37 protein-coding genes and 1 pseudogene are annotated in these 21,565 nt (G+C 39.0%); 32 read left to right on the top strand and 6 right to left on the bottom strand.

Annotated elements, in window-relative coordinates:
- Positions 1–138: 138 nt before the first annotated feature.
- The 3 genes from rpsA to RK01_RS05655 all read left to right on the top strand — a co-directional run bounded on the left by rpsA (position 139) and on the right by RK01_RS05655 (position 3,517).
- Positions 139–1,401, top strand: coding sequence for a 30S ribosomal protein S1 (gene rpsA, locus RK01_RS05665; protein ID WP_016172329.1), 1,263 nt, complete (start codon positions 139–141; stop codon positions 1,399–1,401).
- A 291-nt stretch (positions 1,402–1,692) separates the two neighbouring features.
- Positions 1,693–3,003: a ribosome biogenesis GTPase Der gene (gene der / locus RK01_RS05660; RefSeq protein ID WP_016172328.1), complete on the top strand. Its 1,311-nt coding sequence runs from the start codon at positions 1,693–1,695 to the stop codon at positions 3,001–3,003.
- Positions 3,004–3,241: 238 nt separating this feature from the next.
- The gene (locus tag RK01_RS05655; protein ID WP_016172327.1) at positions 3,242–3,517 is read left to right on the top strand and encodes an HU family DNA-binding protein; all 276 of its coding nucleotides are present in this window, start codon (positions 3,242–3,244) and stop codon (positions 3,515–3,517) included.
- 88 nt (positions 3,518–3,605) lie between these two features.
- On the opposite strand, the gene RK01_RS05650 is transcribed toward RK01_RS05655, so the two are convergent.
- The 4 genes and pseudogenes from RK01_RS05650 to RK01_RS05640 form a co-directional block, all read right to left on the bottom strand.
- A complete protein-coding gene (locus RK01_RS05650) occupies positions 3,606–4,757 on the bottom strand; it encodes a tyrosine-type recombinase/integrase (RefSeq protein ID WP_016172326.1) in 1,152 nt (383 codons plus the stop codon).
- Between the two features lie 100 nt (positions 4,758–4,857).
- Entirely contained in the window at positions 4,858–5,067 is a 210-nt protein-coding gene (locus RK01_RS14050; RefSeq protein WP_338041894.1) for an NINE protein, read from the bottom strand.
- Positions 5,068–5,160: 93 nt separating this feature from the next.
- Positions 5,161–5,334, bottom strand: a pseudogene (locus tag RK01_RS14070) (TM2 domain-containing protein); the annotation flags it as partial.
- Positions 5,335–5,427: 93 nt separating this feature from the next.
- Positions 5,428–6,063 carry a LexA family protein gene (locus RK01_RS05640; RefSeq protein WP_338041893.1) on the bottom strand — a complete coding sequence of 212 codons (636 nt, stop codon included), beginning with the start codon at positions 6,061–6,063 and terminating at the stop codon, positions 5,428–5,430.
- Positions 6,064–6,221: 158 nt separating this feature from the next.
- Here RK01_RS05640 and RK01_RS05635 point away from each other — a divergent pair, with 158 nt between their 5' ends.
- The 5 genes from RK01_RS05635 to RK01_RS05620 are packed head-to-tail and all read left to right on the top strand — an operon-like array spanning position 6,222 to position 7,799.
- Positions 6,222–6,455, top strand: coding sequence for a helix-turn-helix domain-containing protein (locus RK01_RS05635; RefSeq protein WP_016172323.1), 234 nt, complete (start codon positions 6,222–6,224; stop codon positions 6,453–6,455).
- 12 nt (positions 6,456–6,467) lie between these two features.
- Positions 6,468–7,229, top strand: coding sequence for a BRO family protein (locus RK01_RS05630; protein WP_016172322.1), 762 nt, complete (start codon positions 6,468–6,470; stop codon positions 7,227–7,229).
- A 2-nt stretch (positions 7,230–7,231) separates the two neighbouring features.
- The gene (locus RK01_RS13920; protein ID WP_016172321.1) at positions 7,232–7,522 is read left to right on the top strand and encodes a hypothetical protein; all 291 of its coding nucleotides are present in this window, start codon (positions 7,232–7,234) and stop codon (positions 7,520–7,522) included.
- Positions 7,510–7,590: a hypothetical protein gene (locus RK01_RS14055; protein WP_420864521.1), complete on the top strand. Its 81-nt coding sequence runs from the start codon at positions 7,510–7,512 to the stop codon at positions 7,588–7,590. Before RK01_RS13920 ends, RK01_RS14055 begins: the two co-directional genes overlap by 13 nt.
- Entirely contained in the window at positions 7,587–7,799 is a 213-nt protein-coding gene (locus tag RK01_RS05620; protein ID WP_016172320.1) for a hypothetical protein, read from the top strand. Before RK01_RS14055 ends, RK01_RS05620 begins: the two co-directional genes overlap by 4 nt.
- 21 nt (positions 7,800–7,820) lie before the next feature.
- Here the strand turns inward: RK01_RS05620 and RK01_RS05615 are convergent, their stop codons facing one another.
- Complete coding sequence (locus RK01_RS05615) at positions 7,821–8,003, bottom strand: hypothetical protein (protein ID WP_016172319.1); 183 nt, start codon at positions 8,001–8,003, stop codon at positions 7,821–7,823.
- Between the two features lie 73 nt (positions 8,004–8,076).
- Between RK01_RS05615 and RK01_RS05610 the strand changes: the two genes are divergently transcribed.
- Complete coding sequence (locus RK01_RS05610) at positions 8,077–8,271, top strand: hypothetical protein (protein ID WP_016172318.1); 195 nt, start codon at positions 8,077–8,079, stop codon at positions 8,269–8,271.
- 118 nt (positions 8,272–8,389) lie between these two features.
- Here the strand turns inward: RK01_RS05610 and RK01_RS05605 are convergent, their stop codons facing one another.
- Positions 8,390–8,728, bottom strand: coding sequence for a hypothetical protein (locus tag RK01_RS05605; RefSeq protein WP_016172317.1), 339 nt, complete (start codon positions 8,726–8,728; stop codon positions 8,390–8,392).
- A 53-nt stretch (positions 8,729–8,781) separates the two neighbouring features.
- On the opposite strand from RK01_RS05605, the gene RK01_RS05600 reads away from it, so the two are divergent.
- The 23 genes from RK01_RS05600 to RK01_RS13480 all read left to right on the top strand — a co-directional run bounded on the left by RK01_RS05600 (position 8,782) and on the right by RK01_RS13480 (position 21,549).
- A complete protein-coding gene (locus RK01_RS05600; protein ID WP_016172316.1) occupies positions 8,782–9,489 on the top strand; it encodes a Rha family transcriptional regulator in 708 nt (235 codons plus the stop codon).
- Positions 9,482–9,652 (top strand): hypothetical protein, encoded by a 171-nt coding sequence (locus RK01_RS13710; protein WP_016172315.1) that lies wholly within the window; start codon positions 9,482–9,484, stop codon positions 9,650–9,652. The genes RK01_RS05600 and RK01_RS13710 overlap by 8 nt, the downstream gene beginning before the upstream one ends.
- Positions 9,649–9,960, top strand: coding sequence for a hypothetical protein (locus tag RK01_RS05595; RefSeq protein WP_016172314.1), 312 nt, complete (start codon positions 9,649–9,651; stop codon positions 9,958–9,960). The genes RK01_RS13710 and RK01_RS05595 overlap by 4 nt, the downstream gene beginning before the upstream one ends.
- On the top strand, positions 9,957–10,643 hold the full coding sequence (locus RK01_RS05590) for an ERF family protein (protein ID WP_016172313.1): 687 nt from the start codon (positions 9,957–9,959) through the stop codon (positions 10,641–10,643). The genes RK01_RS05595 and RK01_RS05590 overlap by 4 nt, the downstream gene beginning before the upstream one ends.
- 5 nt (positions 10,644–10,648) lie before the next feature.
- Positions 10,649–11,317: a putative HNHc nuclease gene (locus RK01_RS05585; RefSeq protein WP_016172312.1), complete on the top strand. Its 669-nt coding sequence runs from the start codon at positions 10,649–10,651 to the stop codon at positions 11,315–11,317.
- 11 nt (positions 11,318–11,328) lie between these two features.
- Positions 11,329–11,562, top strand: coding sequence for a hypothetical protein (locus tag RK01_RS05580; protein WP_016172311.1), 234 nt, complete (start codon positions 11,329–11,331; stop codon positions 11,560–11,562).
- A gap of 1 nt (position 11,563) precedes the next feature.
- A complete protein-coding gene (locus tag RK01_RS05575; RefSeq protein ID WP_034864476.1) occupies positions 11,564–12,385 on the top strand; it encodes a hypothetical protein in 822 nt (273 codons plus the stop codon).
- On the top strand, positions 12,382–12,867 hold the full coding sequence (gene ssb / locus RK01_RS05570) for a single-stranded DNA-binding protein (protein ID WP_016172309.1): 486 nt from the start codon (positions 12,382–12,384) through the stop codon (positions 12,865–12,867). The genes RK01_RS05575 and ssb overlap by 4 nt, the downstream gene beginning before the upstream one ends.
- An 11-nt stretch (positions 12,868–12,878) precedes the next feature.
- Positions 12,879–13,367 carry a hypothetical protein gene (locus RK01_RS05565; RefSeq protein WP_016172308.1) on the top strand — a complete coding sequence of 163 codons (489 nt, stop codon included), beginning with the start codon at positions 12,879–12,881 and terminating at the stop codon, positions 13,365–13,367.
- A 32-nt stretch (positions 13,368–13,399) separates the two neighbouring features.
- Entirely contained in the window at positions 13,400–13,621 is a 222-nt protein-coding gene (locus RK01_RS13705; protein WP_034864478.1) for a hypothetical protein, read from the top strand.
- Entirely contained in the window at positions 13,618–14,181 is a 564-nt protein-coding gene (locus RK01_RS05560; protein WP_016172306.1) for a hypothetical protein, read from the top strand. The genes RK01_RS13705 and RK01_RS05560 overlap by 4 nt, the downstream gene beginning before the upstream one ends.
- Positions 14,178–14,414 carry a hypothetical protein gene (locus RK01_RS05555; RefSeq protein ID WP_016172305.1) on the top strand — a complete coding sequence of 79 codons (237 nt, stop codon included), beginning with the start codon at positions 14,178–14,180 and terminating at the stop codon, positions 14,412–14,414. Before RK01_RS05560 ends, RK01_RS05555 begins: the two co-directional genes overlap by 4 nt.
- Complete coding sequence (locus RK01_RS05550; RefSeq protein WP_016172304.1) at positions 14,411–14,614, top strand: DUF6980 family protein; 204 nt, start codon at positions 14,411–14,413, stop codon at positions 14,612–14,614. The genes RK01_RS05555 and RK01_RS05550 overlap by 4 nt, the downstream gene beginning before the upstream one ends.
- A 170-nt stretch (positions 14,615–14,784) precedes the next feature.
- Complete coding sequence (locus RK01_RS05545; RefSeq protein WP_016172302.1) at positions 14,785–15,096, top strand: hypothetical protein; 312 nt, start codon at positions 14,785–14,787, stop codon at positions 15,094–15,096.
- A 204-nt stretch (positions 15,097–15,300) separates the two neighbouring features.
- Entirely contained in the window at positions 15,301–15,810 is a 510-nt protein-coding gene (locus tag RK01_RS05540; protein WP_016172300.1) for a hypothetical protein, read from the top strand.
- A gap of 257 nt (positions 15,811–16,067) precedes the next feature.
- Positions 16,068–16,514 carry a hypothetical protein gene (locus RK01_RS05535; RefSeq protein ID WP_016172299.1) on the top strand — a complete coding sequence of 149 codons (447 nt, stop codon included), beginning with the start codon at positions 16,068–16,070 and terminating at the stop codon, positions 16,512–16,514.
- Positions 16,507–16,830 carry an HNH endonuclease gene (locus tag RK01_RS14045; RefSeq protein ID WP_034864481.1) on the top strand — a complete coding sequence of 108 codons (324 nt, stop codon included), beginning with the start codon at positions 16,507–16,509 and terminating at the stop codon, positions 16,828–16,830. The genes RK01_RS05535 and RK01_RS14045 overlap by 8 nt, the downstream gene beginning before the upstream one ends.
- 138 nt (positions 16,831–16,968) lie before the next feature.
- Positions 16,969–17,463 carry a hypothetical protein gene (locus RK01_RS05525; protein WP_016172298.1) on the top strand — a complete coding sequence of 165 codons (495 nt, stop codon included), beginning with the start codon at positions 16,969–16,971 and terminating at the stop codon, positions 17,461–17,463.
- 61 nt (positions 17,464–17,524) lie between these two features.
- Entirely contained in the window at positions 17,525–17,758 is a 234-nt protein-coding gene (locus RK01_RS13910; RefSeq protein ID WP_016172297.1) for a hypothetical protein, read from the top strand.
- A gap of 112 nt (positions 17,759–17,870) precedes the next feature.
- Positions 17,871–19,238 (top strand): terminase TerL endonuclease subunit, encoded by a 1,368-nt coding sequence (locus tag RK01_RS05515; protein WP_016172296.1) that lies wholly within the window; start codon positions 17,871–17,873, stop codon positions 19,236–19,238.
- A 10-nt stretch (positions 19,239–19,248) separates the two neighbouring features.
- Entirely contained in the window at positions 19,249–21,072 is a 1,824-nt protein-coding gene (locus tag RK01_RS05510) for a BppU family phage baseplate upper protein (protein ID WP_016172295.1), read from the top strand.
- A gap of 17 nt (positions 21,073–21,089) precedes the next feature.
- Positions 21,090–21,410, top strand: coding sequence for a hypothetical protein (locus tag RK01_RS05505; protein ID WP_016172294.1), 321 nt, complete (start codon positions 21,090–21,092; stop codon positions 21,408–21,410).
- Positions 21,397–21,549, top strand: a complete 153-nt coding sequence (locus tag RK01_RS13480) for an XkdX family protein (RefSeq protein WP_016172293.1) — start codon at positions 21,397–21,399, stop codon at positions 21,547–21,549. Before RK01_RS05505 ends, RK01_RS13480 begins: the two co-directional genes overlap by 14 nt.
- The last annotated feature ends 16 nt before the right edge of the window (positions 21,550–21,565 follow it).

Here is a 21,565-nt window from a genome sequence, read left to right as displayed (position 1 = left end):
AGAAAAAAACGCTAATTTGGGGCAATTTTCAAGAAATAATGGAAATCGCTTTATTTTTGAGGTAGAATAATTTAAACTTAAAATTGTAGTGTGTAGTGCACAGCGATCGATTAATTGTTGGTTAGGAGGACATATGTCATGACAGAATTTGAAAACAATCAAGTAGAAAACGGCGAATCTATGGCGGATGCTTTGGAAAGCTTCCAAGAAGTCAACGTGGGGGATATTGTCAAAGGTGAAGTTTTAGCCGTTGAAGACAAACAAGCCGTTGTTGGAATCGAAGGCGCCGGTGTGGAAGGGGTAGTACCAGTAAAAGAATTATCTACTCTTCCAATTGAAGACATCAATGAAGCAGTAAAAGTAGGGGATGTCTTGGAACTAGTCGTTATCTCTTCGATTGGTAAAGATAAAGAAAACGGTAGTTATTTACTATCGAAACGCCGTTTAGATGCTAAAAAAGTCTGGGAAGAAATTGAACAAGACTTTAAAGACGGTAAAATTATTGAAGCACCTGTTACCAATGTGGTGAAAGGTGGATTAGTTGTAGATGTTGGCGTACGAGGATTTGTACCAGCATCTATGGTGGAAGATCATTTTGTTGCAGACTTTGAAGAATACAAAGGGAAAACATTAGCATTCAAAATTATTGAAATTGAACCTTCTGAGAATCGTTTGATTTTATCCCATAAAGCAGTGGTAGAATCTGAAAAAGCGGTTCGTAAAGAAGAATTATTAAATTCTATCCACGATGGTGATGTGATTGAAGGGACAGTCGCACGTCTAACTGACTTTGGTGCTTTTGTTGACCTTGGTGGAATTGACGGCTTAGTTCATGTATCTGAAATTTCACATAGTCATGTGGCTAAACCAAGTGATGCTTTAAAAGTTGGCGATAAAGTACAAGTAAAAGTATTATCTGTTGATCCTGAAAAAGAACGTATTTCACTATCAATCAAAGATACTTTACCTGGACCTTGGTCAGACATTGAAGACAAAGCAGCAGTCGGTACGGTTCTAGATGGAACAGTAAAACGCCTAACTAGCTTTGGTGCTTTTGTCGAAGTATTCCCGGGTGTGGAAGGTTTAGTGCATATTTCACAAATTTCTCACAAACATATTGCGACACCACATGAAGTGTTGCATGAAGGTGATGAAGTAAAAGTAAAAGTGCTAGAAGTAAATCCTGAAGAACATCGTATCGCTCTTTCAATCAAAGCATTGGAAGAAAAACCGGCAGAAGAAAAAGTTGTTGAAGAAGATAGCTATGATTTACCAGAAGAAAGTACTGGCTTTACAATGGGAGATATTTTAGGTCAAGCTTTAGCAGATAGTGATGAAACGAACGAAGAAGCAACGGCTTCTGAAGATGCAAACGACATCGTTAAAGAAGACGAAGAATAATTTCTTATAAGTTACCAAAAATAAAGAGATACTGCCTAATTTCTCTAAAGAGATGCAGTGTCTCTTTTCTTTCGTTTGAAAATTTCTTATTTATTAAAAGCAAAGGACCCCATTTTTTAAGTATCATGGAGTTTTCCATGCCCTTAGCAATTTTACTTGCATGTTGTCAATCCTTTAGGTAAACTAAGAAAGATTGTGCAAGTGGACTGTATTATCAGATAAAAATTGTTATGATAAAGATAAAGTTTCTAATTAGAAGAAACTGGTTTAAAGAAATGAGGAGGTAGAGTGATGGCAAATCCAACTCTTGCGATTGTCGGCCGTCCCAATGTGGGAAAATCGACAATTTTTAACCGTATAGCCGGTGAACGTATTTCAATTGTAGAAGATACTCCTGGCGTTACGCGGGACCGTATTTATGCAAATGGTGAATGGTTAGGCCGCGATTTCAGTATTATCGATACCGGCGGAATTGACTTAGGTGACGAACCGTTTATGGATCAAATTAAACATCAAGCGGAAATCGCGATTGATGAAGCAGATGTTATTATTTTTGTAACTAGTGCTAAAGAAGGTGTAACCGATGCGGATGAAATGGTGGCACGAATTTTATATCGTAGTAATAAGCCTGTGATTTTAGCTGTGAATAAAGTCGATAACCCGGAAATGCGGGCTGAAATTTATGAATTTTATTCTTTAGGTTTAGGCGAACCGTATCCTATTTCTGGTAGTCATGGTTTAGGACTTGGAGATGTATTGGATGAGGCAGTCAAACATTTTAGTGATGAAATGGAAGAAGACGATGAAGGTGTCATCAAATTTAGCCTGATAGGACGCCCAAATGTTGGAAAATCTTCTTTAATTAATGCCATTTTAGGCGAAGATCGCGTGATTGTTTCAGATATTGAAGGAACGACGCGTGATGCTATTGATACGCATTTTGCTTCAGAAGATGGCCAAGAATTTTTAATGATTGATACAGCAGGTATGCGTAAGCGTGGCAAGGTTTACGAAAGTACAGAAAAATATTCTGTTATGCGGGCAATGCGAGCCATTGAACGTTCCGATGTGGTTTTAATGGTGCTAAATGGTCAAGAAGGTATTCGTGAACAAGACAAACGGGTAGCGGGTTATGCCCATGAAGCTGGAAAAGGTATCATTATTGTAGTCAATAAGTGGGATCTGGTTGAAAAAGAAACAAATACAATGCGGGATTTTGAAGCAGAAATTCGAGACGAATTTCAGTATTTGGACTATGCGCCAATTATTTTTGTCTCTGCTGTAACCAAACAGCGCTTAAATAAATTGCCAGAATTAATTGAAGAAGTCAGCATGAATCAAAATTTACGAGTACCATCTGCTGTCTTAAATGATATTATTATGGATGCTGTTGCCATTAATCCGACTCCAACAGATAAAGGTAAGCGGCTGAAAATTTTCTATGCTACCCAAGTAGCAGTTAAACCGCCTACCTTCATTATATTTGTGAATGAAGAAGAGTTGATGCATTTTTCTTATGCTCGCTTTTTAGAAAATCAAATTCGCAAAGCCTTCACTTTTGAAGGTACGCCGATTCGTGTGATCCCAAGACGGCGAAAATAGCGATTTTATCATATTTTTATCGCTTTATCAAAAGATAACGCTCCCTTTTGATAAAAAGAATTAATGAAGTGAAAAATACTGCTTAAAACGCCCAAAATCCTTGATATTACAAGGTTCTTATGATAACGTAGTATCAGAATATTGATACTGATCAATATTTTTTACAGAAATTTGGACCACTCAAATTTTTGTGAATTGATGTTTACATCAAGACTCTTTTTAGGAGGTGAAATCATCCATGGCAAATAAAGCTGAATTGATCGAAAAAGTTGCACAAGCTACTGACTTAACTAAGAAAGACGCTACTGCAGCTGTAGACGCTGTTTTCTCAACAATCCAAGATGCTTTAGCTAAAGGTGAAAAAGTTCAATTAATCGGTTTTGGTAACTTCGAAGTTCGCTCTCGTGCGGCTCGTAAAGGACGTAACCCACAAACTGGTGATGAAATTGAAATCCCTGCAAGCAAAGTACCTGCATTCAAACCAGGTAAAGCATTGAAAGATGCTGTGAAATAATACAGCAATAGGAAGCCTGTTGTATCGGGCTTCCTTCTTTATTTATCATCAATACACCATCTAAAAGGGGCAAAAAAGGGGCAATTTATCAAAGACCTATCTCTGTCAGTTTGGATGTAATGTCTGCCTTCATTTTTTTAGTAACGTGGGTATAGATTTTAGTTGTGATGTCGGAATCCTCATGGCCTACACGCTCCATGATAGCCGTCAGTTGTATGCTGTTTTCTGCTAATAGCGATACATGCGTGTGACGGAAGATATGTGACGTTAGTGTTTTATGTTCTAGACCAATACGCTTGCCAGCTCCACGTAAAGCCACGTTAAAGGAGTTGTATGGCATTGGTGTGCCGTTTTTAGACACAAAGAGATAACCACCCTCTAGATATCCGCTGATTGTTAAAGCATCTAGCTTGGTCTCGTCAATTGTGTGCTCTATCAGCTTAGTACACCGCTCCGTTAAATCTATTGTCCGATTACTCGTTGGCGTCTTAGGAGGGCCTTTCTTAGCTGTCCGAAATCCGTTGCCATAATCGATTGTACCAGTGATTGCTACCGTGGTATAATCCTCATCAAAATCCTGTGGTTTCAATATGACCGCCTCGCCAATTCGACACCCGGTCAAATACATAAATTCTGCCAGTCTGCCCGCACGGTAGGTGGAGGGCCTGCGGTAGAGTTCCTTTATTAGTTTCTCAGCTTCATCTTTTTCGAGATATTTATTTTCAATTTTTTCCCGTGCAGCGTCATCTTTTTTAGCATAGGATATCTGTACCGTGTCCATTGGATTTTCCGAGATGTAGCCCATGCGGTAGGCGTACTTAAAGATATTGTTTAGTTGGGATTTAATACTTGCTGTATAGTCGTTTGAGTAGTCTAAGCCATCAAAAAATGTTTGGAAGAGCTTCGTGTCTGCATTTTTAGCCAGTGTATTCTTATCGATTTTATCAAAAATAACTTTCTGTTGCGCCTCATATGAGCGGATTGTGGAAGGCCGTATCCGGTGTACTTTTTGATGGTGGGTAAACCATTCTTCTGCAAGATCGTGGAGGTTGATATCGGACAAGGTGGCCGTCTCTTCGGCTTTGCCAATTTTCTCATCCAATAATTTCTGCGCTTTTTTCTGCGCCTGCTTACTGTCGCTGGTCAGTATCACCGACTTGCGTTTGTACTTTTCAGTGTAGGGGTCTTTGTAGCGTTCAATATATTTAAATCTGCCGTCTGGCAATGTCTCCATCCACATTGTAATCAACTCCTATCATTGATATAATGGGCATAGCTAAATAAGCCTAGCCGTTTATTTGGTAGACACGCCTGTCTGTGGAGGAGGGGCGTGTTTTTGTTTATACATAAATTTTATATGAATTGTCTGTTCTAGCAATTAAAGCTCTAAATCCTTGATAGATACTCATAAAAATCGGGATAATTGTCCAACAAAATAAAAAGTATAAAAGTGCTCTACGGTACTGTTTAGCGTAAACCCATTGAGCTCCAAATACTCCTAAAAAGATAGCCAAGAATGCAAAAACGAATTTGTTTACCAATATCGGCACGTAATGGGTAGCGATAGCAGAATCTGAATAACTTGCTGATGAATTGCTAAATGAATTACTTTTTGAGGAACCAGGTAGCGGATTAACACCGACAGTCGTCTTGCTATATAACTTGTTATACGCTGCTTTCTTGGGGTCTTTAACCCAACCTGTGCCCTTCTTACCATAGCCAGGAACAACAGCCTTTTTAACAGCTCGCTTGGCTTTGCCAGTAGTGCGAGCCTTCAAAGACTTTTTGACACTCGGCTTTCTAATTCCCATTTTCATTAATCATCACACTCATTTCATGATATAATATATTTGTCATTCTCAGAAATGAGGAGCCCTAGCCGGAGCGCCAACTCCGACTGGGGTATTTTTTTATAGGTCATAGATAACTTTAACGGCCTTGCCGATGATTCTAGCCGGCATATCTTTTGTTACTACGATTGGTTCGTATTCTGGATTATCCGGAATAAGAATAAGTAATCCATTTTGACGTTTCACACGTTTTAAAGTGGCTTCTGTGTCGCCATTGACTTGCACTGCCGCAATCTCTCCATCTTCCACATCTGATTGTAGCCGTATAACAACTTGTGAACCATTTGGGATGCCGGGGGCCATGCTATTTCCGTTAATATTTAACGCTATATTATTTCCAGAAGGCAAGCAAGATTTGACCATCGGTATATATTCTTCAATGTTTTGTTCTGCTAAAATCGGCGCGCCGGCCGCAATTTGTCCTAAAACAGGAATTTCAATTATCTCTTCCATAAACACTAGATTTGATGGCTTATCGAAATCTATTCCCAAGATATATTCTGGAGGAACATTAAACGCTTTTGCAAAATCATCAACTTTATTAAGAGGGAATTCTCTCGATCTATTGAAATACCTAGATACACCAGATTTCGCCATACCAACGCGACGCGCTATTTCACTAATAGATAAATCTTTTTCATCTTTTAATTCATCTAATAGATTCATTATTTCTTCGTTTGTTCTCAAATTTATCACCTCCAATTAACTATAGATACATTTTACCACCGTTCCCGAAAGTATACAACAGATACACAAAAAAACTTTTTTTGCTTATTTTTTTAACTTTATTGTTGACAAAAGAGAACAACGGTGATAAATTAGTATCGTACCCGAAAGAGAACGGAGGTGAAAACATGACAGTGGATTTGCAAAGGTTAAAAGCTGAACGGATTGCAAAGGGCTTAACGCAAGATGACATGGCGGAGTTGATGGGATGGAATACAAGAACGCCATACGCCAAGCGAGAAAACGGTATTGTATCAATCGGAGCGGACGAACTGATTAAAATGGCTACTATTTTGGGCTATAGCACAGACAAAATCGGAATTTTTTTTAAAGTTAACGTTCCCGAAAGTGAACAAAATTAAGGAGGCTAAACAATGAACAAACCACAAATTTTTAATTTCGAACAAAACGAAGTTCGAACAATCTTAGTAAATGACGAACCATATTTTGTAGGGAAAGACGTTGCAGAAATTTTAGGTTACGAAAGAGCTGATAATGCGATTCGCAATCATGTAGATGATGAAGATAAGCTGACGCACCAAATTAGTGCATCAGGTCAAAACCGTAATATGACAATCATCAACGAATCCGGCTTATACAGCTTAATCCTAAAATCCAAACTTCCATCAGCAAAGAAGTTCAAGCGCTGGGTAACGTCAGACGTATTGCCAACAATCCGAAAACACGGAATGTACGCAAAAGAAGAACTACTTGATAACCCGGACTTACTAATCGAAGTGGCTTCCAGACTAAAAGAAGAACGGACAAAACGTTTAATCGCAGAACAACAAGTAAAAGAGTTGAAACCAAAAGCTGATTATTACGACACAATCTTAGCCAATCCTAGTTTATTGCCTATCAGCGTAATCGCCAAGAATTACGGGATGAGCGCGAACAAAATGAACCAATTGCTTCATGATTTGAAAGTCCAATACAAACAAGGCGATGTTTGGTTACTTTATGCCGATTACCAAAACGAAGGCTATACGCACACGGAAATGAAATTGTGGAAAGGCAGTAGTCAGATGAAGCCAAACACTAAGTGGACGCAAAAAGGGCACATTTTCATTTATCAATTTTTGAAAAAGCATGACATTTATCCGACGATTGAAACTCTTTTTGAAAAGGAGGTCTAACCATGCAACCAACACTAAAAGAACTCATCCATAGCGTTGAGTCGAAACAAGTCGCTGCGGAGTGGGATCGTCCAGAAGAATTAATGAAAAGGTTTAATGGACTGAAAAAGTCCACACTCTACGACTATTTAAAAGAGATGGATAGCATTCCAGAATTTAAGCAAGGCATCATGCGACCAGGCGTGACATTCATCCACATCGGCACGTTTATCTGGTATCTGCGGTGGAAGGAAGCAAGCCGGTACCGGTCCAAGAAACCCTCACCAAGCGAGGTGCTGAGATGTACTGGCTAATCGGCGGCCTAGTAGTCGCGTTGATAGCAGTGGCAGCAATGATTGTGGAGAGGAGGGAGAACGAATGAAACGAAAGATTTTAGCGCAATTTGAAGAGCTTAATGAATTGGTTGATTCCGAAATTAAGAGTATCGCAAGCCAATTATTAGCAGAATGTCAAACTTACGACGAAGCCGTCGAGACATTGAATGATTATTATCACAGTAATTTTAAGCTAGATGACTATGTGTATTCCGAAATTCACAAAAAAATGATTGCACAAGCCATAAAAAAATAGCTTGCACAATCAACTTACTGTCTAACGGATGCCTTGTCTACGCAAGTCTTGGCGGTCTTGGCGCTGGATTTCTTGTCGAAAATTATCGACATGTTGGCGATCTTTAGAATAGGCTTTCAAAATTTCTTCCAGTGCAAGTGAAAGTTCTTTTGATTGTTCTATCCCATTTTTAGACAGAATTTCTTCAATGCGTTCGGAATTCATATTTTCACCTCGCTTTCTAAAGCGAGTATATCAAAGAAAGGTTAGATAAAAAAACCAGAAATAAGGTGAAAACATGACAAAACATAAATGTTCAACGCTAATGCTATTCACTGTTGTTGTTTCAACAGTTATGGCGATGTTTGCATGGTTTGCAAGTATTAGTTTAACAGTGACGCTCATAGTAATTGCAGTTATCGCAGCTTTAATCGTTTCGGCTCTGCTTGGCTATCGTATGCATATTGATGATGTTGAGAAAGGGATTTATTAATCATGAGAATACAAAAAAAGCCAGCAAGGAGGCTGACTAGGTGAAAGAAAAAAATGTTTTTGAGAGAATTTTCTTTTCTATAATAATTCCTTTGTTAATCTCAGTAGTTGCAACGCTATTAATTAGAAAATAGCAGATTCGTTATGACAGTACCAATTACTGCGGTTCCTAGTGGAACGATAATTGACCATACGAGTTTATCTTTAAAACTTTCCTTTTCATTAATTAAAATAATTTTTCCTTGGTTAGTTATTCGATAATATGTTGAATCATTTTCAAAAGGATCTATATCAATTAGCCCGCTGTCAAGGAGAACTGATAATTCTTCTTTGACCAAATAGATAGAGAGTTTAGTATCTCTAGCAATCAAATCTGCTGAATAGTTAATTTTATCAGTAGGAAATTGCCTAAAAGATTTTAAAATTTTGAGTTGAACTTTAGATAGAGAATTGTTCAAATTTCATCACCGCCATTTTTTAATCACATTATACCAAACAAGGAGGACGAAAAATGAAAGTACTAGAAAAAACAATTACAAGTTTAGAAGTAGCAGAAATGGTTGAGCGACGGCACGACCAAGTTTTGCGAGATATCCAAAAAATAATTGAACATTTAGACGACCACAAAAATGTGGTGGTTAATTACTTTATTGAATCAACGTATCAGGATGCTAAAAATGAAGAACGATTATGTTATTCGCTAACTAAAAAAGGTTGCGAGTTATATTCAACGCGAATGACCGGCGCAAAAGGTACGCAATTTGCTTTAGCATATATCGAGCGATTTAACGAAATGGAAACGGCTATCAAAGAGCAATCGTTGAAAATTCCACAATCGCCGCAAGAAGCATTGCGCTTAATGTTTCAATATCAAGAAAACACCAGTGAAAAAGTAGAAAAAGTCGAAGAACGAGTAACAGATTTAGAAGAAAATATCGTTTTGAGTGCTGGAGACTACGGATATGTTACCCGTCGGATTAATCAACGTGTCGCAGAAGTTGGACGTAGTTTCGGAAAATTAACTAACAAACAACGTGGGGAGCTTCATAGAGACATTAATAGTGGCGTCAAAAAGATTACTGGGGTTAGCACTCGAACACAACTAAGACAAAAACATTTTCAAACAGTATTAGACTATATCACCGACTGGGAACCATCAACAGCCACTAAAACCGTTGTACGTCAAATGAGTTTAGAACTAGGTGAAGATAATGAATAGAGCCGAAGCTTTAAAAATCGGAAAAATTATCGCAGATCGATGGTGGCGAGCAAACTACTTAACGATTAAAACGCGTCAAAATATCGAGCGCATGAAAAAAGCGACTCCGCCGGGAAGCAATGAGTCGCAAATTAAAGGTTCTTTCAAGGAGATTATAACATGAAATACAACGAATTTGGAATACCTACAGAACCGGAAGAAGAAAAAGTAGTCCTCACTGATATATACGGTGAAGACATATTTGCAGAAGAGGAGTATCTATCTGATAACGGACTTCCTTTAAAAACGACAAATGAAATGAGATACGCTACGGATTATGTCAAAGAGCTAACTTTAGCAGAAAAATGGATTTTCCTAAATGAACTTTTGAAAAACGGACAGACAGAAGAAATACTAACAGAGGTCTTACTTGATGAGATTGAAGCACAAGGTGTTTTAACAGTATTTGATTTGGAGGTAAAGGAAGCATGAGCGAGATGCGTACTCTAATTAGTAAATTAATAGAGCTAAGAAAAAAAGTTCCATATATCAAAAAAGAGCAGAAACAATATATGAAATTTTCCGTTATCAGCTCAGAAACAGTTTTAACGGAATTCAATACACACATGAATAGTTTAAATATCTACCTAAAAACTGAAGTGTTGAACAAAGAAATTGAACGTCAAAAGATTGGAGTAAATGAAAAAACAAAAAAAGATGTTTTTAGTTACTTGGTCACATTAGATATGAAATACACATGGATTAATGGTGATAATCCAAAAGAAAGAGAAGAAGTAACGTTTTCGGCAATTGCTGATGATGAAAATTCTTCTTATGCCTACGGTCAGGCATTAACCTACGCTGAAAAAACGTTCTTCATGAAGGAATTTAATATTCCAGCAGATGACGTTGATCCAGATGTTTTTCAAAAAGAAATATTAAAACGTATCCCAGTAGCACCAGAACAAGTCGAAGCTATATATATTCAACTTCAAAAACTAACAGAAATGACTGAACAGCCGAAAGATGCTTTCTTAGAACAGGCAAAAATGACAAATAACATTAATCCCAAAAAAAATCCCGAAGAATTTAGCGGGTATGACTTTGGTCTAGTGATGAATACATTGACCGGTTGGGTTAACGGATATGAAAAGAAGAAAAAAAGTAAGAAGTGATGTAGATGTTTAACGATAACTATTCAGCTATCGTCAAAAAATTAGATCATCAGCGTTTGATTGTTGATATAAACGAAGAGCTAAATCTAGAGCGTTTGAAGACGATGTACTTTGATTATGACGGTGATCGTGAGATTGAATTTCGATTCACAGACCCGCGTAGATTTACCGCAGAACAACGACGATTTATTTACGCATTATTAGGCGATATTTACGCTTTCACAGGAGAACCAATAGAAAGCCTTAAAGATTACTTTTATCACGTCTACGAAGCACTAACGGGATCGAAAATAAGCTTGTCTGATGCGTCGCTTAATACAGTTACAAATGCAACGCTTTTGGCTGATATCATTTTAGATTTTATTTTCGAGTGGGATATTCCGTTTAAAAAAGGATATGAGATTTTGCCTGCAAATGCCGAATATTACTTTTACAAATGTTTAGTTAGTCGAAAATGCTGCATTTGCGGTAAACGCGCTGATATATGTCATATAGATACGGTTGGAATGGGACGTAGCAGAAAAAAGATAGACCATACCAAACACTATTTTTATGCAGGTTGTCGGGAGCATCACCAAGAAGAACATCGAATAGGAACGCAAAATTTTTTGAACAAATATCAAATCATTCCTACAAAATTGAATAAAGAAACAATTAAGCGATTAGGAATTTAGGAGGGAATAGTTTGGAGCCCAGAAAAAAAGCAGTTGATGTGTCTATCAAGTGGTTAGAAATGCGAAGAAAACTACCCAAAAATCAACAACTATTTTTAGAGATTATAACGTTTGCTTTCATGGCATTAAACTCCGAAAACAGCCATATTGAGATCGAGAAATCAACGAAACAAACTTTAAAAAACGATGAATCTGTTAAGACGGATATCACCTATACCATGACCGTCGAAGGAGAGGAGGGATAGTGTGGCGGAGCGTAGAATGTTCGCGAAAACAATAATAGACAGTGATGCTTTTCTGGATATGCCGCTATCTTCGCAGGCTTTATACTTTCATCTTTCCATGAGAGCGGATGATGAAGGGTTTATTAACAATCCCAGAAAAATACAGCGCATGATTGGTTCGTCAGATGACGATTTAAGAATTTTGATGGCAAAAAATTTTATTTTAGCTTTTGAGAGTGGCGTGATTGTAATAAAGCACTGGAAAATTCATAACTATATTCGCAATGACAGATTTAAACCTACGATGTATCAAGACGAAAAGGCGCTGTTAAGCGAAAAAGATAACAAATCATACTCTCTAGATGGTGTTGGTATACCAAACGACAACCAACTGACATACCAAATGGATACACAGGTTAGGTTAGGTAAGGATAGGTTAGGTAAGGATAGAGATAGAAAAGATATTACGCCTTCGGAGGAACCTCCGAAAGCTAAACCTGTTCGTCACAAATATGGCGAATATAAAAATGTCCTTTTAACAGATCAAGACATGGAGAAACTGCAAACTGAGTTCCCAAGCGACTGGCAAGACCGTATTGAACGACTGTCGAGTTATATCGCATCAACTGGCAAGACCTATAAAAATCATCTTGCAACAATTAGAAATTGGGCGAGAAAAGATAAGGCGCAGCCTAAGCCGCAGCAAGCCTATGGACAACCAGTCAAACGTGAGGAAATGCCGAATTGGGACGCGCAAACGACCGCAAGTAGTCCATCTCGAAAAGCGGAAATAGAAAAAATGATGAATGAATTCTTCACAGATAACGAGGAGGAAGAAAAATGATAAACAATGTCACGCTAGTTGGAAGACTCACGAAAGAGCCGGATTTGAGATATACAAGCAATGGAACGGCAGCAGCAAGCTTTACTTTAGCGGTGAATCGCAGTTTTAAAAATGCTAATGGTGAGCGTGAAGCAGATTTTATCAATTGCGTAATCTGGCGTAAACCAGCTGAAACCTTAGCAAATTATGCCCGTAAAGGCACTCTGCTAGGTGTTACTGGCCGTATCCAAACACGAAATTATGAAAATCAACAAGGACAGCGAGTGTACGTGACAGAAGTAGTAGTTGAAAATTTCCAACTGCTAGAAAGCAAAAATAATAATTCTAGCCAAAATACGAGTGCTACAAACGTTTCGAACACTCAAACGAACAATTACACTCCAAACAAGCAAAACGCCACACAGACGAATTTAGGCGTGAACCCGATAAATGACTTTGAAGCTACGACAATCGATATTAATGATGACGATTTGCCGTTTTGAGGTGAATAAATATGACGATTAAAGAACAGAAGCGCCAAATAATAATTCAACAGTGCATGACGCTTGATAGTGACTTGCCAGAAAATGACAAGAAAAACAAGCTATCTGCGTTATTTAAAGAATTTAGCCGTTTGAAACAGTTAGAAATGAAACAGAATAAGCCTAAAACTAAAAAGACAAAAGATATGTCTGTACGTCTAACAGATATCGATACAGGAGAAGAACAATTCTTTGAATCAATGATTGCGGCAGCTATGTTTTTGAATAAAAGTGCCAGTGTTTTTAATAAAGAAGTACGAAAAAATAATGGAATAATACAAGGCTATAAATATGAGCGTAGAAACAAGAAATATCGCTATCAAAAAGGCAACCGCAGAATTGAAGGCTCTATACCTGAGATTGCCAGACGTTTAGAAGTCGGAGAAGTGTACATTCGAGCTTTAAATTCGCAACCTACTAAAAATATATCTGTGGTTGAAATTGATCGATGGAAGGATTAGGGAGATTGAGTGATGATACCGAAATATAGAGCGTGGGAACCAGATACGAAATTTATGCAGACAGTGATCGTTTTTGTGAAGCCTGTGATTCTGGTGGCAGAAGATATCCAATGTACCTTGTTAAAAAAGGTGCTATGCCAGCAAAAGAACGGCAAATTGAATCGTTAGACCGGCGGATTGATGATTTGAAAGCAACTCTTAAAAATTTAGAAGAAGAAAAAGGTCGGATAATCAGCGAGGAGGAACAACAATGAAAGTAAGCGAAGCAATCGACCAATTAGAAGTCGGAGATACAGTGTGGGTAAAGTCAAAAGTTACTGCGATTAATTCGGAGAACACCAAGACGTCCATATATTTAGATGGGGATGAAGAAATCTCCCTCACCGAACCGCAAGCCGAGAAGGTGGAAGTGCCTGATTGGTTTGACCAATGGTACAAGAAACTGATCGTAGATTGTTCATATCACGAATCAAAAGCGCTGGTGCTGATTAATCAGTGCGGTGATGGTCATGTTCTTGAAAATTTTGATGGCGGAATTTTTGGTGGAACAGCGAAGAACTCCGTCATCTACACAGGTTGGATTAACAGCAATCGAGAACTAGCCAGCCGTGCTATTTTAGACGGCTACACCGCCAAGCCGAAGCGGTGGGTGGTTAAAATGGCTACTGGCTACTTTATGGATTTTGAAGAAGGATGTAATGAGGAAGGATTTGAATGGGTTTCATCATCTAAAAGTTGTTGTCTGGTATTCACCGAAAAATCCAAAGCAGAAGCAGTAGCCATCTTGGTTGAGGGGAGTGTGGAGGAAGTATGAAAGTTTGGGCGATTTTCTCAATCGAAAATGAATATAACCAACCCGAAAATAATCTGGTTAGGTTATACAAGGAGAAACCTACAATTCGTCAATTAAACGCTTGGTGGTGCGAATACGTAGATGAGGGGTATGACAAACAGGAACTGCTGAAACAACTCGTATCTGGAGACTCTGTTCGGTTCAACCCGTATGGAGCAGAATACCGAATAGAGGAAGTGGAGGTAGCGGAATGAATAAATGTCCGTTATGTGAAACAGATGGAACCTTTTATTTAGAAGATACTGCCGGAAATCGCCTTTTGGTAAAAGAAAATATTTTGGTAATAAAGCAACGGTATCAAGAGTACGGTGGAGGAATGTATCACGAATACACTAGCGAGTACATCATCCGCAATTGTCCGTGGTGCGGACGAAAATTGGAGGTAGCGGAATGAAACCCAAAACATTCTTAGGTCAGAAAGTCTATTGGGAATCAGATATTAGGCTAAGAGGTTGGCAGTTAGTTAAATATATGGAGTGCTACACGAATGGCGTTTCTAATTCACTGTGGCGGAATAATTCTGGCAAAACGGTAAGATTACTTATTTATTGAGGAGGTAGCGGAATGATTAAAAAAAATACCGTATTCCTAAATGGCAGGAAAATCGGAACTTATGAATTTGTCCAAAAAGCTGGATCAGGACATATTAATTTCAATGGATTTGATCCGTACGAAGCAAAGCTCACCGACGATCAGCAGGTCGTGTTGGAGTGGTTGAAGGAAGAATATAAACGGACAAAATGGTCAAGTCCGTTTGGAACGGTATACTCCACAATAAATATTCACGAAATGTTTGTGCGAATGAGACTAACTATGGCGCAACAATTCCAAGTCCTCGCTGCGTTTGCGGAATGGGGGAACAAAACTATTGAATGATGAATGGAAAACGATAGAGCTATTTTGGGGAATTGGGTCGATCGCAATGATGTTTATTTAGGAGGAAGAAAATGAACAACCGACACAGACGCATAGCCAGGCTACAAGCGCAATATATCCATCGGAAACAGCGGAAGTTAATTATAGCCTATAAATCGATGAATGAATTAATGGGTCGTATTCGCAGGAAGTGGGAGGACGAGTATGGAAGAAATACAGTATATGAAACTAACAGATGAAGACCTAGATCGTTTGGCAGATCGCGTGTGTTCAAGACTCGCAAGCATACAGCGGAACGAGTTTAAGAAAATGCGAGAGTATACGTTCCACAATACGCGTTTATTACTAAGCAATTATAGAAAGCTCAGCGCTCATGTAAAGAATGTGGAAGAACAACTCGAAGAAGACAAAGAAACATTCTGGGATCATCGCTATCTCACTCTCAGCTCTCTCATGCAAAATAAAGCGAAAACAGTCAAGATCATGCGAAACGTTGATAAGGCTTTAGCTGAGTATAAACAGGAGTGTGCTGACAACGGAAGTATCAATTATAGTATTATTGATCTCAAGTATTTGGCAAAGCGTAGTATGAGTGACGAGCTGATCGCTAGCAGATTCGGAATCGATCGTACTACCGTCAATCGAAAGACGAAGGAAGCAATCAACGAATTGTCTCCGATCTTATATGGTGTCGGAGCTTTGGATATTAAGTAGCTTGCACAAAACCTGCACAAAACGCGCACCATCGTGCAACAGTTGCCATGTTAGAATGATAAAGTAGATTAAACCAGCAAGCAGACAACCAACCATGACATGACAGATTTCTCCTTTCTGAAAATTAAACAAGCGTGTCTGGCTTGCTGGTTTGAATTAGATATTAACTGAGATCGCTCATCGTGAGTGGTCTTTTTAATTTGTCTGGAAAGGTCGTGTATACTATGAGCTTTATATCCTTGATAGCGGATAACAACATGGCAACTATGATGTCAGACAGTCAAGGCACAGATCCGAATATGGTAGCTGTCAATCACGGATTAAAGAAAGTACATCGGATCAATGGTCGGCTGGTTGGGATAGTCGGTGACTATACTGAAGCTAGTGCTATCGTTGGCAGATTAAAACGCGGGCTGACGTATGACGACATCATAGTTGATTGTGTGGTGTTGATTGCCGAATATGTCAATCATACCTTGCGTGTAACAAGGCAAAGCGCAAACGTAACGCTGATTAAGTTTGGTGTGGTCTATGAAGCATTGGTGCCGTTTGACTGTCGGTTGAATGTAACGGATATGTTAAAGACAACTACTCAATCGATCAATGAGCGGCAGCTGATACAGAAGCAGGTCAATGATCTGGTGGCTGATAATAGCTATAGTGTAGACAAGTACACGCAGTTCGAGGTGATCAGGAATGAGTAGGTTCTATAATCCAAAACATCCGGAATGGTTTAGGCAGTGGCAGATAAAGTTTTACAACTCAAAGCAGTGGAAGAAGCTAAGAGAAGAAGTGAGAACAGAGAAGGGTATGAGGTGTGATCACTGTCATCGACTAATCAAAGGTAAGAGTATCTGTGACCACATCAAGGAGATCACACCAGATAACTATACGGATGAATCAATTACATTGAACAAAAGAAACTTGCAACTGCTGTGTATCGAATGCCATAACACCAAAACGTTTTATCAAGAACAAACCTTTGAACCAAACAAAGAAAGAAATGTTAATCTGTTTTGATGTTAAATTAACACAAAACGATTGTTAACTCCCCCCTATTTAACGATTTTCAGGGGTGCGGAAATAACGGAGGCATCACCTTCGCGCGACTCTCTCCTATTTTTAAAAACTACTTTACAGAAAGGACGGTGAAATCAGGTGAAATTGAAAGACGTGCCGGAAGCCGTTGGATTGTCTCGAATCACGATCTATAACTATCGAAAAAGCCTTGGTATACTCGAAGAAACTAGCGAAGAAGTAAGTGATAAGCTAGTAGAAAAGTTTAAAAAAATGGCAGCCGCGAAAGTAAAGTCGAATAATGGTGGCAAAAAGAAAACTGATGTCATTAAGAAAGCGCGTGAAATCAATGATTCTACTGGTTTCATCGATATTCTGGATGGCGATTCTGCTCAACTAAAGAATCTGAAAAGCCAATATAACTCCAACCAAGTGTTAATCAACCATTTAACAAAAGCGATTAACAAAGATATCTTAAGCGGCGAAACGCCTACTAAGCTCGAAACCGACATGATGGAGAAGTACCAAAAACTCAATATGTCGCTTGCAAAAACTATCGAATTGAATAACCCAGCCGGTGATAGTTTAGCAGCTGCAATCAAAGAGAAGTTGTCTCAATATGGAGGTGTCCAATGATCTGGAAAAGTATTGAAGGATTTGACAATTGGAGACTCCAAAAGGCAGGTGAAAAACACCTATGCAAAAAATGAAGTATTTTGATCGTTACGTGAAATTGATTGAAGCTGGGAAAGTTCCCATTTGCTATGAAGTAGGGCTAGCAATCAACCGAGTGCAACGATTCAAGGAAGAATATACCTTTAAGCAAAATGAAGCTGATAAACGTATCAATTTTATTGAAAGTGAATGCTCCCAGACAAAAGGGCAGTCTGGTAATCTGAAATTAGCCTTACCGCAAAAGGTGTGGCTTTGAAGTCGCCTGGGGCTTTTACTATGATGCCGAAGTAACAAAAACCAATCCAGAAACATTAGAAGAATACCAAACGACTGAAGAAAGGCGTCTCATTAATGAGGTGCCTATTATTGTGCCTCGCGGGACTGGAAAAACAACGTTAGGTTCTGCCATCGGTGAGGTTGGGCAAATTATTGATGGCGAATACGGTGCGGATATCCAACTATTAGCCTATAGTCGGGAACAAGCAGGCTATCTGTTCAACGCTAGTCGTGCGATGTTGGCCAACGAGAATAGCTTGCTACATTTGATGCGAGAGGCGGATATTCTGCGGTCCACTAAACAAGGCATTCTTTATGAGTCCACAAATTCCCTGATGAGTATCAAAACTTCCGACTATGAGTCGCTGGACGGTACGAACTCGCATTACAACATTTTCGATGAGGTCCACACCTATGACGAAGATTTCATCAAAGTAGTTAATGATGGATCCAGAAAAAAACGAAAAAATTGGATCACTTGGTATATCTCGACTAACGGAACCAAGCGCGAGCGTGTCTTTGATAAATATTATTCTCAGTGGGTGGAGATCCTCGAAGGTAAACGTGAGAATGACCATATCATGCCGTGGCTTTATAAATTGGATAGTGTCGATGAAGTCCAGCAACCCAATATGTGGATGAAAGCCATGCCGCTTTTAGGGATCACAACTGAAAAAGAAACGATCATGGCAGAAATTGAGGATGCGAAAGGCGATCCATCTAAACAAGCGGAATTGATGGCTAAGACGTTTAATTTGCCCGTCAATAACTATCTGTCGTTCTTCACGAACGAGGAATGTAAAGGGAATATCGAAGAATTTGAAGCAGACCGATTTGTCGGCAATGAAGAACGAAATGCACGTTGCGTCCTTGGTCTTGATTTATCGGACGTGAACGATATTTGTTCCGCATCATTCATGACTGTGGACGGCGACAAACGGATGTTCATGAACCGAAAATACATGCCACGGAATCGAATCGAAAACTTGCCGCGCGAACAGCGTGAAAAATACCTAGCTTGGGAACAGCAAGGACATTTGATAATCCATGAATTGGACTACAACGATCAAGAGTATATTTTTAATGATTTGCATCAATTTATGACAGAACGGAATATCCTGCCTTTGGCGGTCGGTTATGATAAATGGAACGCGCGTGAGATCGTTCGTCTGTTTAATGACTACTACGGCGACATTTGCGTGATTGTAGAACAGACAGTTAAAAATCTGAGCAATCACTTGAAAGTTTATAAATCGAAAGCAAAAGTTGGAAAAATCATTTTCGATGATCCCGTATCGACATGGAACCACATGAACGTAGTGGTTAAGGTCGATGGAAACGGGAATATTTTCCCGAATAAAGAAAAAGCGAAGAATAAAATTGACGTATTTGCAAGTCAATTAGATGCGTATATCGTTTTTGAAATGAAAAAAGATGATCTGCAATATTATTTTGATTAAGGAGGACGTTATGGAAAAATCAGCAAAATTTATCATCGATGTTTCCGCTGAAACAAAGCGGATATTCAATAGTTCAGTCAGATTTTTCAGCAAGGATCATCGAACGGCGAAATTTCTAATTCAAGCCGAAAAAGACAAAGTATCTATTCCGAAAGATTCCATTTCACGGGTTGAGATTCTCTTTGAAAGTGTTGATATATCCTATACGCCAACTGGAAAGGTTATTTTCAACGATGATATGACCATTGAAGAAAATGGTCTTTTTTCATACGTTCTTCCAGATGAGCTGTTAAATTACAGCGGATTGATGGCGTTTGAAGTCTATATCTATTATGTCAACGAAGACGCGGCTGACAGCTCAAATCGCATTATATACGAACAACGGGTATCGGCAATCGACAGAGTTGCCGGTCAAGTCGAGTTAGTCTACATCAAGGACATGGAAACGGCGAAACGGGAAATTACCGAACAAGCGACGGAGATTACTGAAAATTTCTTGCGAGAATGGAATGCGTTTGAAGCTGGTTCGACTGCGAAAATGCAGGCATTAGATCAAGATGTCACAGATCTCGAAAACAGGGTAGGAACATTGGATAGCGATGTTTCGGGTTTAGAGGGGCGCACTGGCGGTTTAAAGACGAGTCTGGACGGGCTAGATAAACGCGCTAGTGATCTCGAAACGGAAACAGGAAACTTAGAAACCAAAACAGAATCTTTGGCAAAGAGTGTTACTAGCTTAGAAACTCGATCGGGGAACGTTGAAGGTCGCGTATCGAAACTAGAAACAGACACAGCCGCGGCGATCACTAAAACGAGTGAGTTATCGCAAAAGAATCAGCGGTTGGACACGGAGATGCAGACGCTAGATCAGAATCTCACCGAACTGAGAAACGGCATGAAGCTGTCCGAGGCGTGGAGCAATAGCCCTGATGGGACTGTGGATTTTAGTAGAACTAAACCACGTAGCACAGCGACCCCTTGGGCTTCTGCACCTTCTGACAGCACACTAGAAAATGAATTTTCAAAATACCACGGCCTAGCTCTGACAGACAGCAATGACCCAGCAGACTATGTATGGGTGGAGTCACCAGAGTATACACGCTATAAAGCACAGATTAATAGTGAAGATTTGATGCTTTCTTGGCATACGGGTCAACAGATTACTAAAAGACATTTGATTGATTTTAAAGGCAAGGTGTTAAGGAGTACAGTAGAAAACTGTAATATAGTTAAATATTCAACTACCTTGACACCAAGTAATACTAGCGGATGGGAAGTAATCCAGTCTAATTATAGCAATATAGCAACTCTTGACGGTAACGCATGGAGGATAGCAATAGCTGATGATCAAAAAAGAATTAACGCCATATTCTCTTTTAATCTTGTTGAACAAATTAACCGTGATCGCCCTGGGTTGTTTGAATCTGTTGGAGCTGATACGTTGGTTAAGCAGATTGCTTTTTTGAAAGCTAATATTACGTGTTTAAAATCTAATATATGGGGATATGGAGTAAGTCCGAGCGGCAATAAGTTAACTTTAGCATTATGGTCCGATAATGGTTGGTATTCAGCTAAGTCTCACACAGCTAGTGATATTCAGCAATTAACAAATGAGTTAACTACCAATATCGGAATACGTATCCAAAATGATGGCTTTGTCTACGCCTTAGCCTACGCTGAACCATCAGATGGAACCACAGCGAGCACAGTTAACATTGACTACGCTTCACTGGAATACACTTTGTCATTCAAAAAATCAGATTTTGATATTAGTAAAGATCAATACGCTAAAGATCTCGGAGAAATAAAAGAATGGATTCAAGCACACTCATAATAACGGAGGGAACTCAAATGGAAGAAAAAAACGTTTATAGTATTGACCCCGCTACACTGGGTCAAAAGAAAACCGTAGCAGCAAACTACAAAATTAACACGCTTTACGAAACGGAAGTCGAACCACCAGCTAATTACCTTATTTTAGCTTGGGATAACAAGACCCGTAGTTGGTATGATGCAGGCGCTAACGTTGACGGTCAGCTTAAACCGATTCTAGGCATGGTGTCTCAACTTATCAAACAGAACGTAGAATACGAAAAACGGTTTGCTAGATTAGAGGAATTCCACAAAATCGACACACCGTTAGAAGGGAGTTCTGAGAATGTTTCCGAGTAAATCAGATATTCAGTTTTTTTATGATTTAAATATCTACACGGTTGAAGACATCGATTTTTTCTTTGAAGCCGGCTATTTGACGGAGGCGGAGCGAAGAGAAATTGTTGGTGAAGAAGAAAATAGCGAAGTAGAAGTCTAGCGATTGCTAGGCTTTT

Origin of the sequence: Enterococcus dispar ATCC 51266, assembly GCF_000406945.1 — a bacterium.
Taxonomy (GTDB): Bacteria; Bacillota; Bacilli; order Lactobacillales; family Enterococcaceae; genus Enterococcus_C; species Enterococcus_C dispar.
This window is presented reverse-complemented; position numbering and strand designations above follow the sequence as displayed.

Excerpts from the sequence above, each read along its gene's own strand:
- RK01_RS14055 (WP_420864521.1), top strand. The coding sequence starts at position 7,510 with ATGTACTGGCTAATCGGCGGCCTAGTAGTCGCGTTGATAGCAGTGGCA.
- RK01_RS05650 (WP_016172326.1), bottom strand. The coding sequence starts at position 4,757 with ATGTGGATGGAGACATTGCCAGACGGCAGATTTAAATATATTGAACGC.
- RK01_RS05630 (WP_016172322.1), top strand. The coding sequence starts at position 6,468 with ATGAACAAACCACAAATTTTTAATTTCGAACAAAACGAAGTTCGAACA.
- RK01_RS13910 (WP_016172297.1), top strand. The coding sequence starts at position 17,525 with ATGCAAAAAATGAAGTATTTTGATCGTTACGTGAAATTGATTGAAGCT.
- RK01_RS05555 (WP_016172305.1), top strand. The coding sequence starts at position 14,178 with ATGAAAGTTTGGGCGATTTTCTCAATCGAAAATGAATATAACCAACCC.
- RK01_RS05585 (WP_016172312.1), top strand. The coding sequence starts at position 10,649 with ATGTTTAACGATAACTATTCAGCTATCGTCAAAAAATTAGATCATCAG.
- RK01_RS05610 (WP_016172318.1), top strand. The coding sequence starts at position 8,077 with ATGACAAAACATAAATGTTCAACGCTAATGCTATTCACTGTTGTTGTT.
- RK01_RS05505 (WP_016172294.1), top strand. The coding sequence starts at position 21,090 with ATGGAAGAAAAAAACGTTTATAGTATTGACCCCGCTACACTGGGTCAA.
- RK01_RS05550 (WP_016172304.1), top strand. The coding sequence starts at position 14,411 with ATGAATAAATGTCCGTTATGTGAAACAGATGGAACCTTTTATTTAGAA.
- RK01_RS05595 (WP_016172314.1), top strand. The coding sequence starts at position 9,649 with ATGAAATACAACGAATTTGGAATACCTACAGAACCGGAAGAAGAAAAA.
- RK01_RS13920 (WP_016172321.1), top strand. The coding sequence starts at position 7,232 with ATGCAACCAACACTAAAAGAACTCATCCATAGCGTTGAGTCGAAACAA.
- RK01_RS13480 (WP_016172293.1), top strand. The coding sequence starts at position 21,397 with ATGTTTCCGAGTAAATCAGATATTCAGTTTTTTTATGATTTAAATATC.
- RK01_RS05615 (WP_016172319.1), bottom strand. The coding sequence starts at position 8,003 with ATGAATTCCGAACGCATTGAAGAAATTCTGTCTAAAAATGGGATAGAA.
- RK01_RS14045 (WP_034864481.1), top strand. The coding sequence starts at position 16,507 with ATGAGTAGGTTCTATAATCCAAAACATCCGGAATGGTTTAGGCAGTGG.
- RK01_RS05510 (WP_016172295.1), top strand. The coding sequence starts at position 19,249 with ATGGAAAAATCAGCAAAATTTATCATCGATGTTTCCGCTGAAACAAAG.
- RK01_RS05545 (WP_016172302.1), top strand. The coding sequence starts at position 14,785 with ATGATTAAAAAAAATACCGTATTCCTAAATGGCAGGAAAATCGGAACT.
- RK01_RS13710 (WP_016172315.1), top strand. The coding sequence starts at position 9,482 with ATGAATAGAGCCGAAGCTTTAAAAATCGGAAAAATTATCGCAGATCGA.
- RK01_RS05535 (WP_016172299.1), top strand. The coding sequence starts at position 16,068 with ATGGCAACTATGATGTCAGACAGTCAAGGCACAGATCCGAATATGGTA.
- RK01_RS05590 (WP_016172313.1), top strand. The coding sequence starts at position 9,957 with ATGAGCGAGATGCGTACTCTAATTAGTAAATTAATAGAGCTAAGAAAA.
- RK01_RS05635 (WP_016172323.1), top strand. The coding sequence starts at position 6,222 with ATGACAGTGGATTTGCAAAGGTTAAAAGCTGAACGGATTGCAAAGGGC.
- der (WP_016172328.1), top strand. The coding sequence starts at position 1,693 with ATGGCAAATCCAACTCTTGCGATTGTCGGCCGTCCCAATGTGGGAAAA.
- rpsA (WP_016172329.1), top strand. The coding sequence starts at position 139 with ATGACAGAATTTGAAAACAATCAAGTAGAAAACGGCGAATCTATGGCG.
- RK01_RS05560 (WP_016172306.1), top strand. The coding sequence starts at position 13,618 with ATGAAAGTAAGCGAAGCAATCGACCAATTAGAAGTCGGAGATACAGTG.
- RK01_RS05620 (WP_016172320.1), top strand. The coding sequence starts at position 7,587 with ATGAAACGAAAGATTTTAGCGCAATTTGAAGAGCTTAATGAATTGGTT.
- RK01_RS05655 (WP_016172327.1), top strand. The coding sequence starts at position 3,242 with ATGGCAAATAAAGCTGAATTGATCGAAAAAGTTGCACAAGCTACTGAC.
- ssb (WP_016172309.1), top strand. The coding sequence starts at position 12,382 with ATGATAAACAATGTCACGCTAGTTGGAAGACTCACGAAAGAGCCGGAT.
- RK01_RS05565 (WP_016172308.1), top strand. The coding sequence starts at position 12,879 with ATGACGATTAAAGAACAGAAGCGCCAAATAATAATTCAACAGTGCATG.
- RK01_RS05600 (WP_016172316.1), top strand. The coding sequence starts at position 8,782 with ATGAAAGTACTAGAAAAAACAATTACAAGTTTAGAAGTAGCAGAAATG.
- RK01_RS05540 (WP_016172300.1), top strand. The coding sequence starts at position 15,301 with ATGGAAGAAATACAGTATATGAAACTAACAGATGAAGACCTAGATCGT.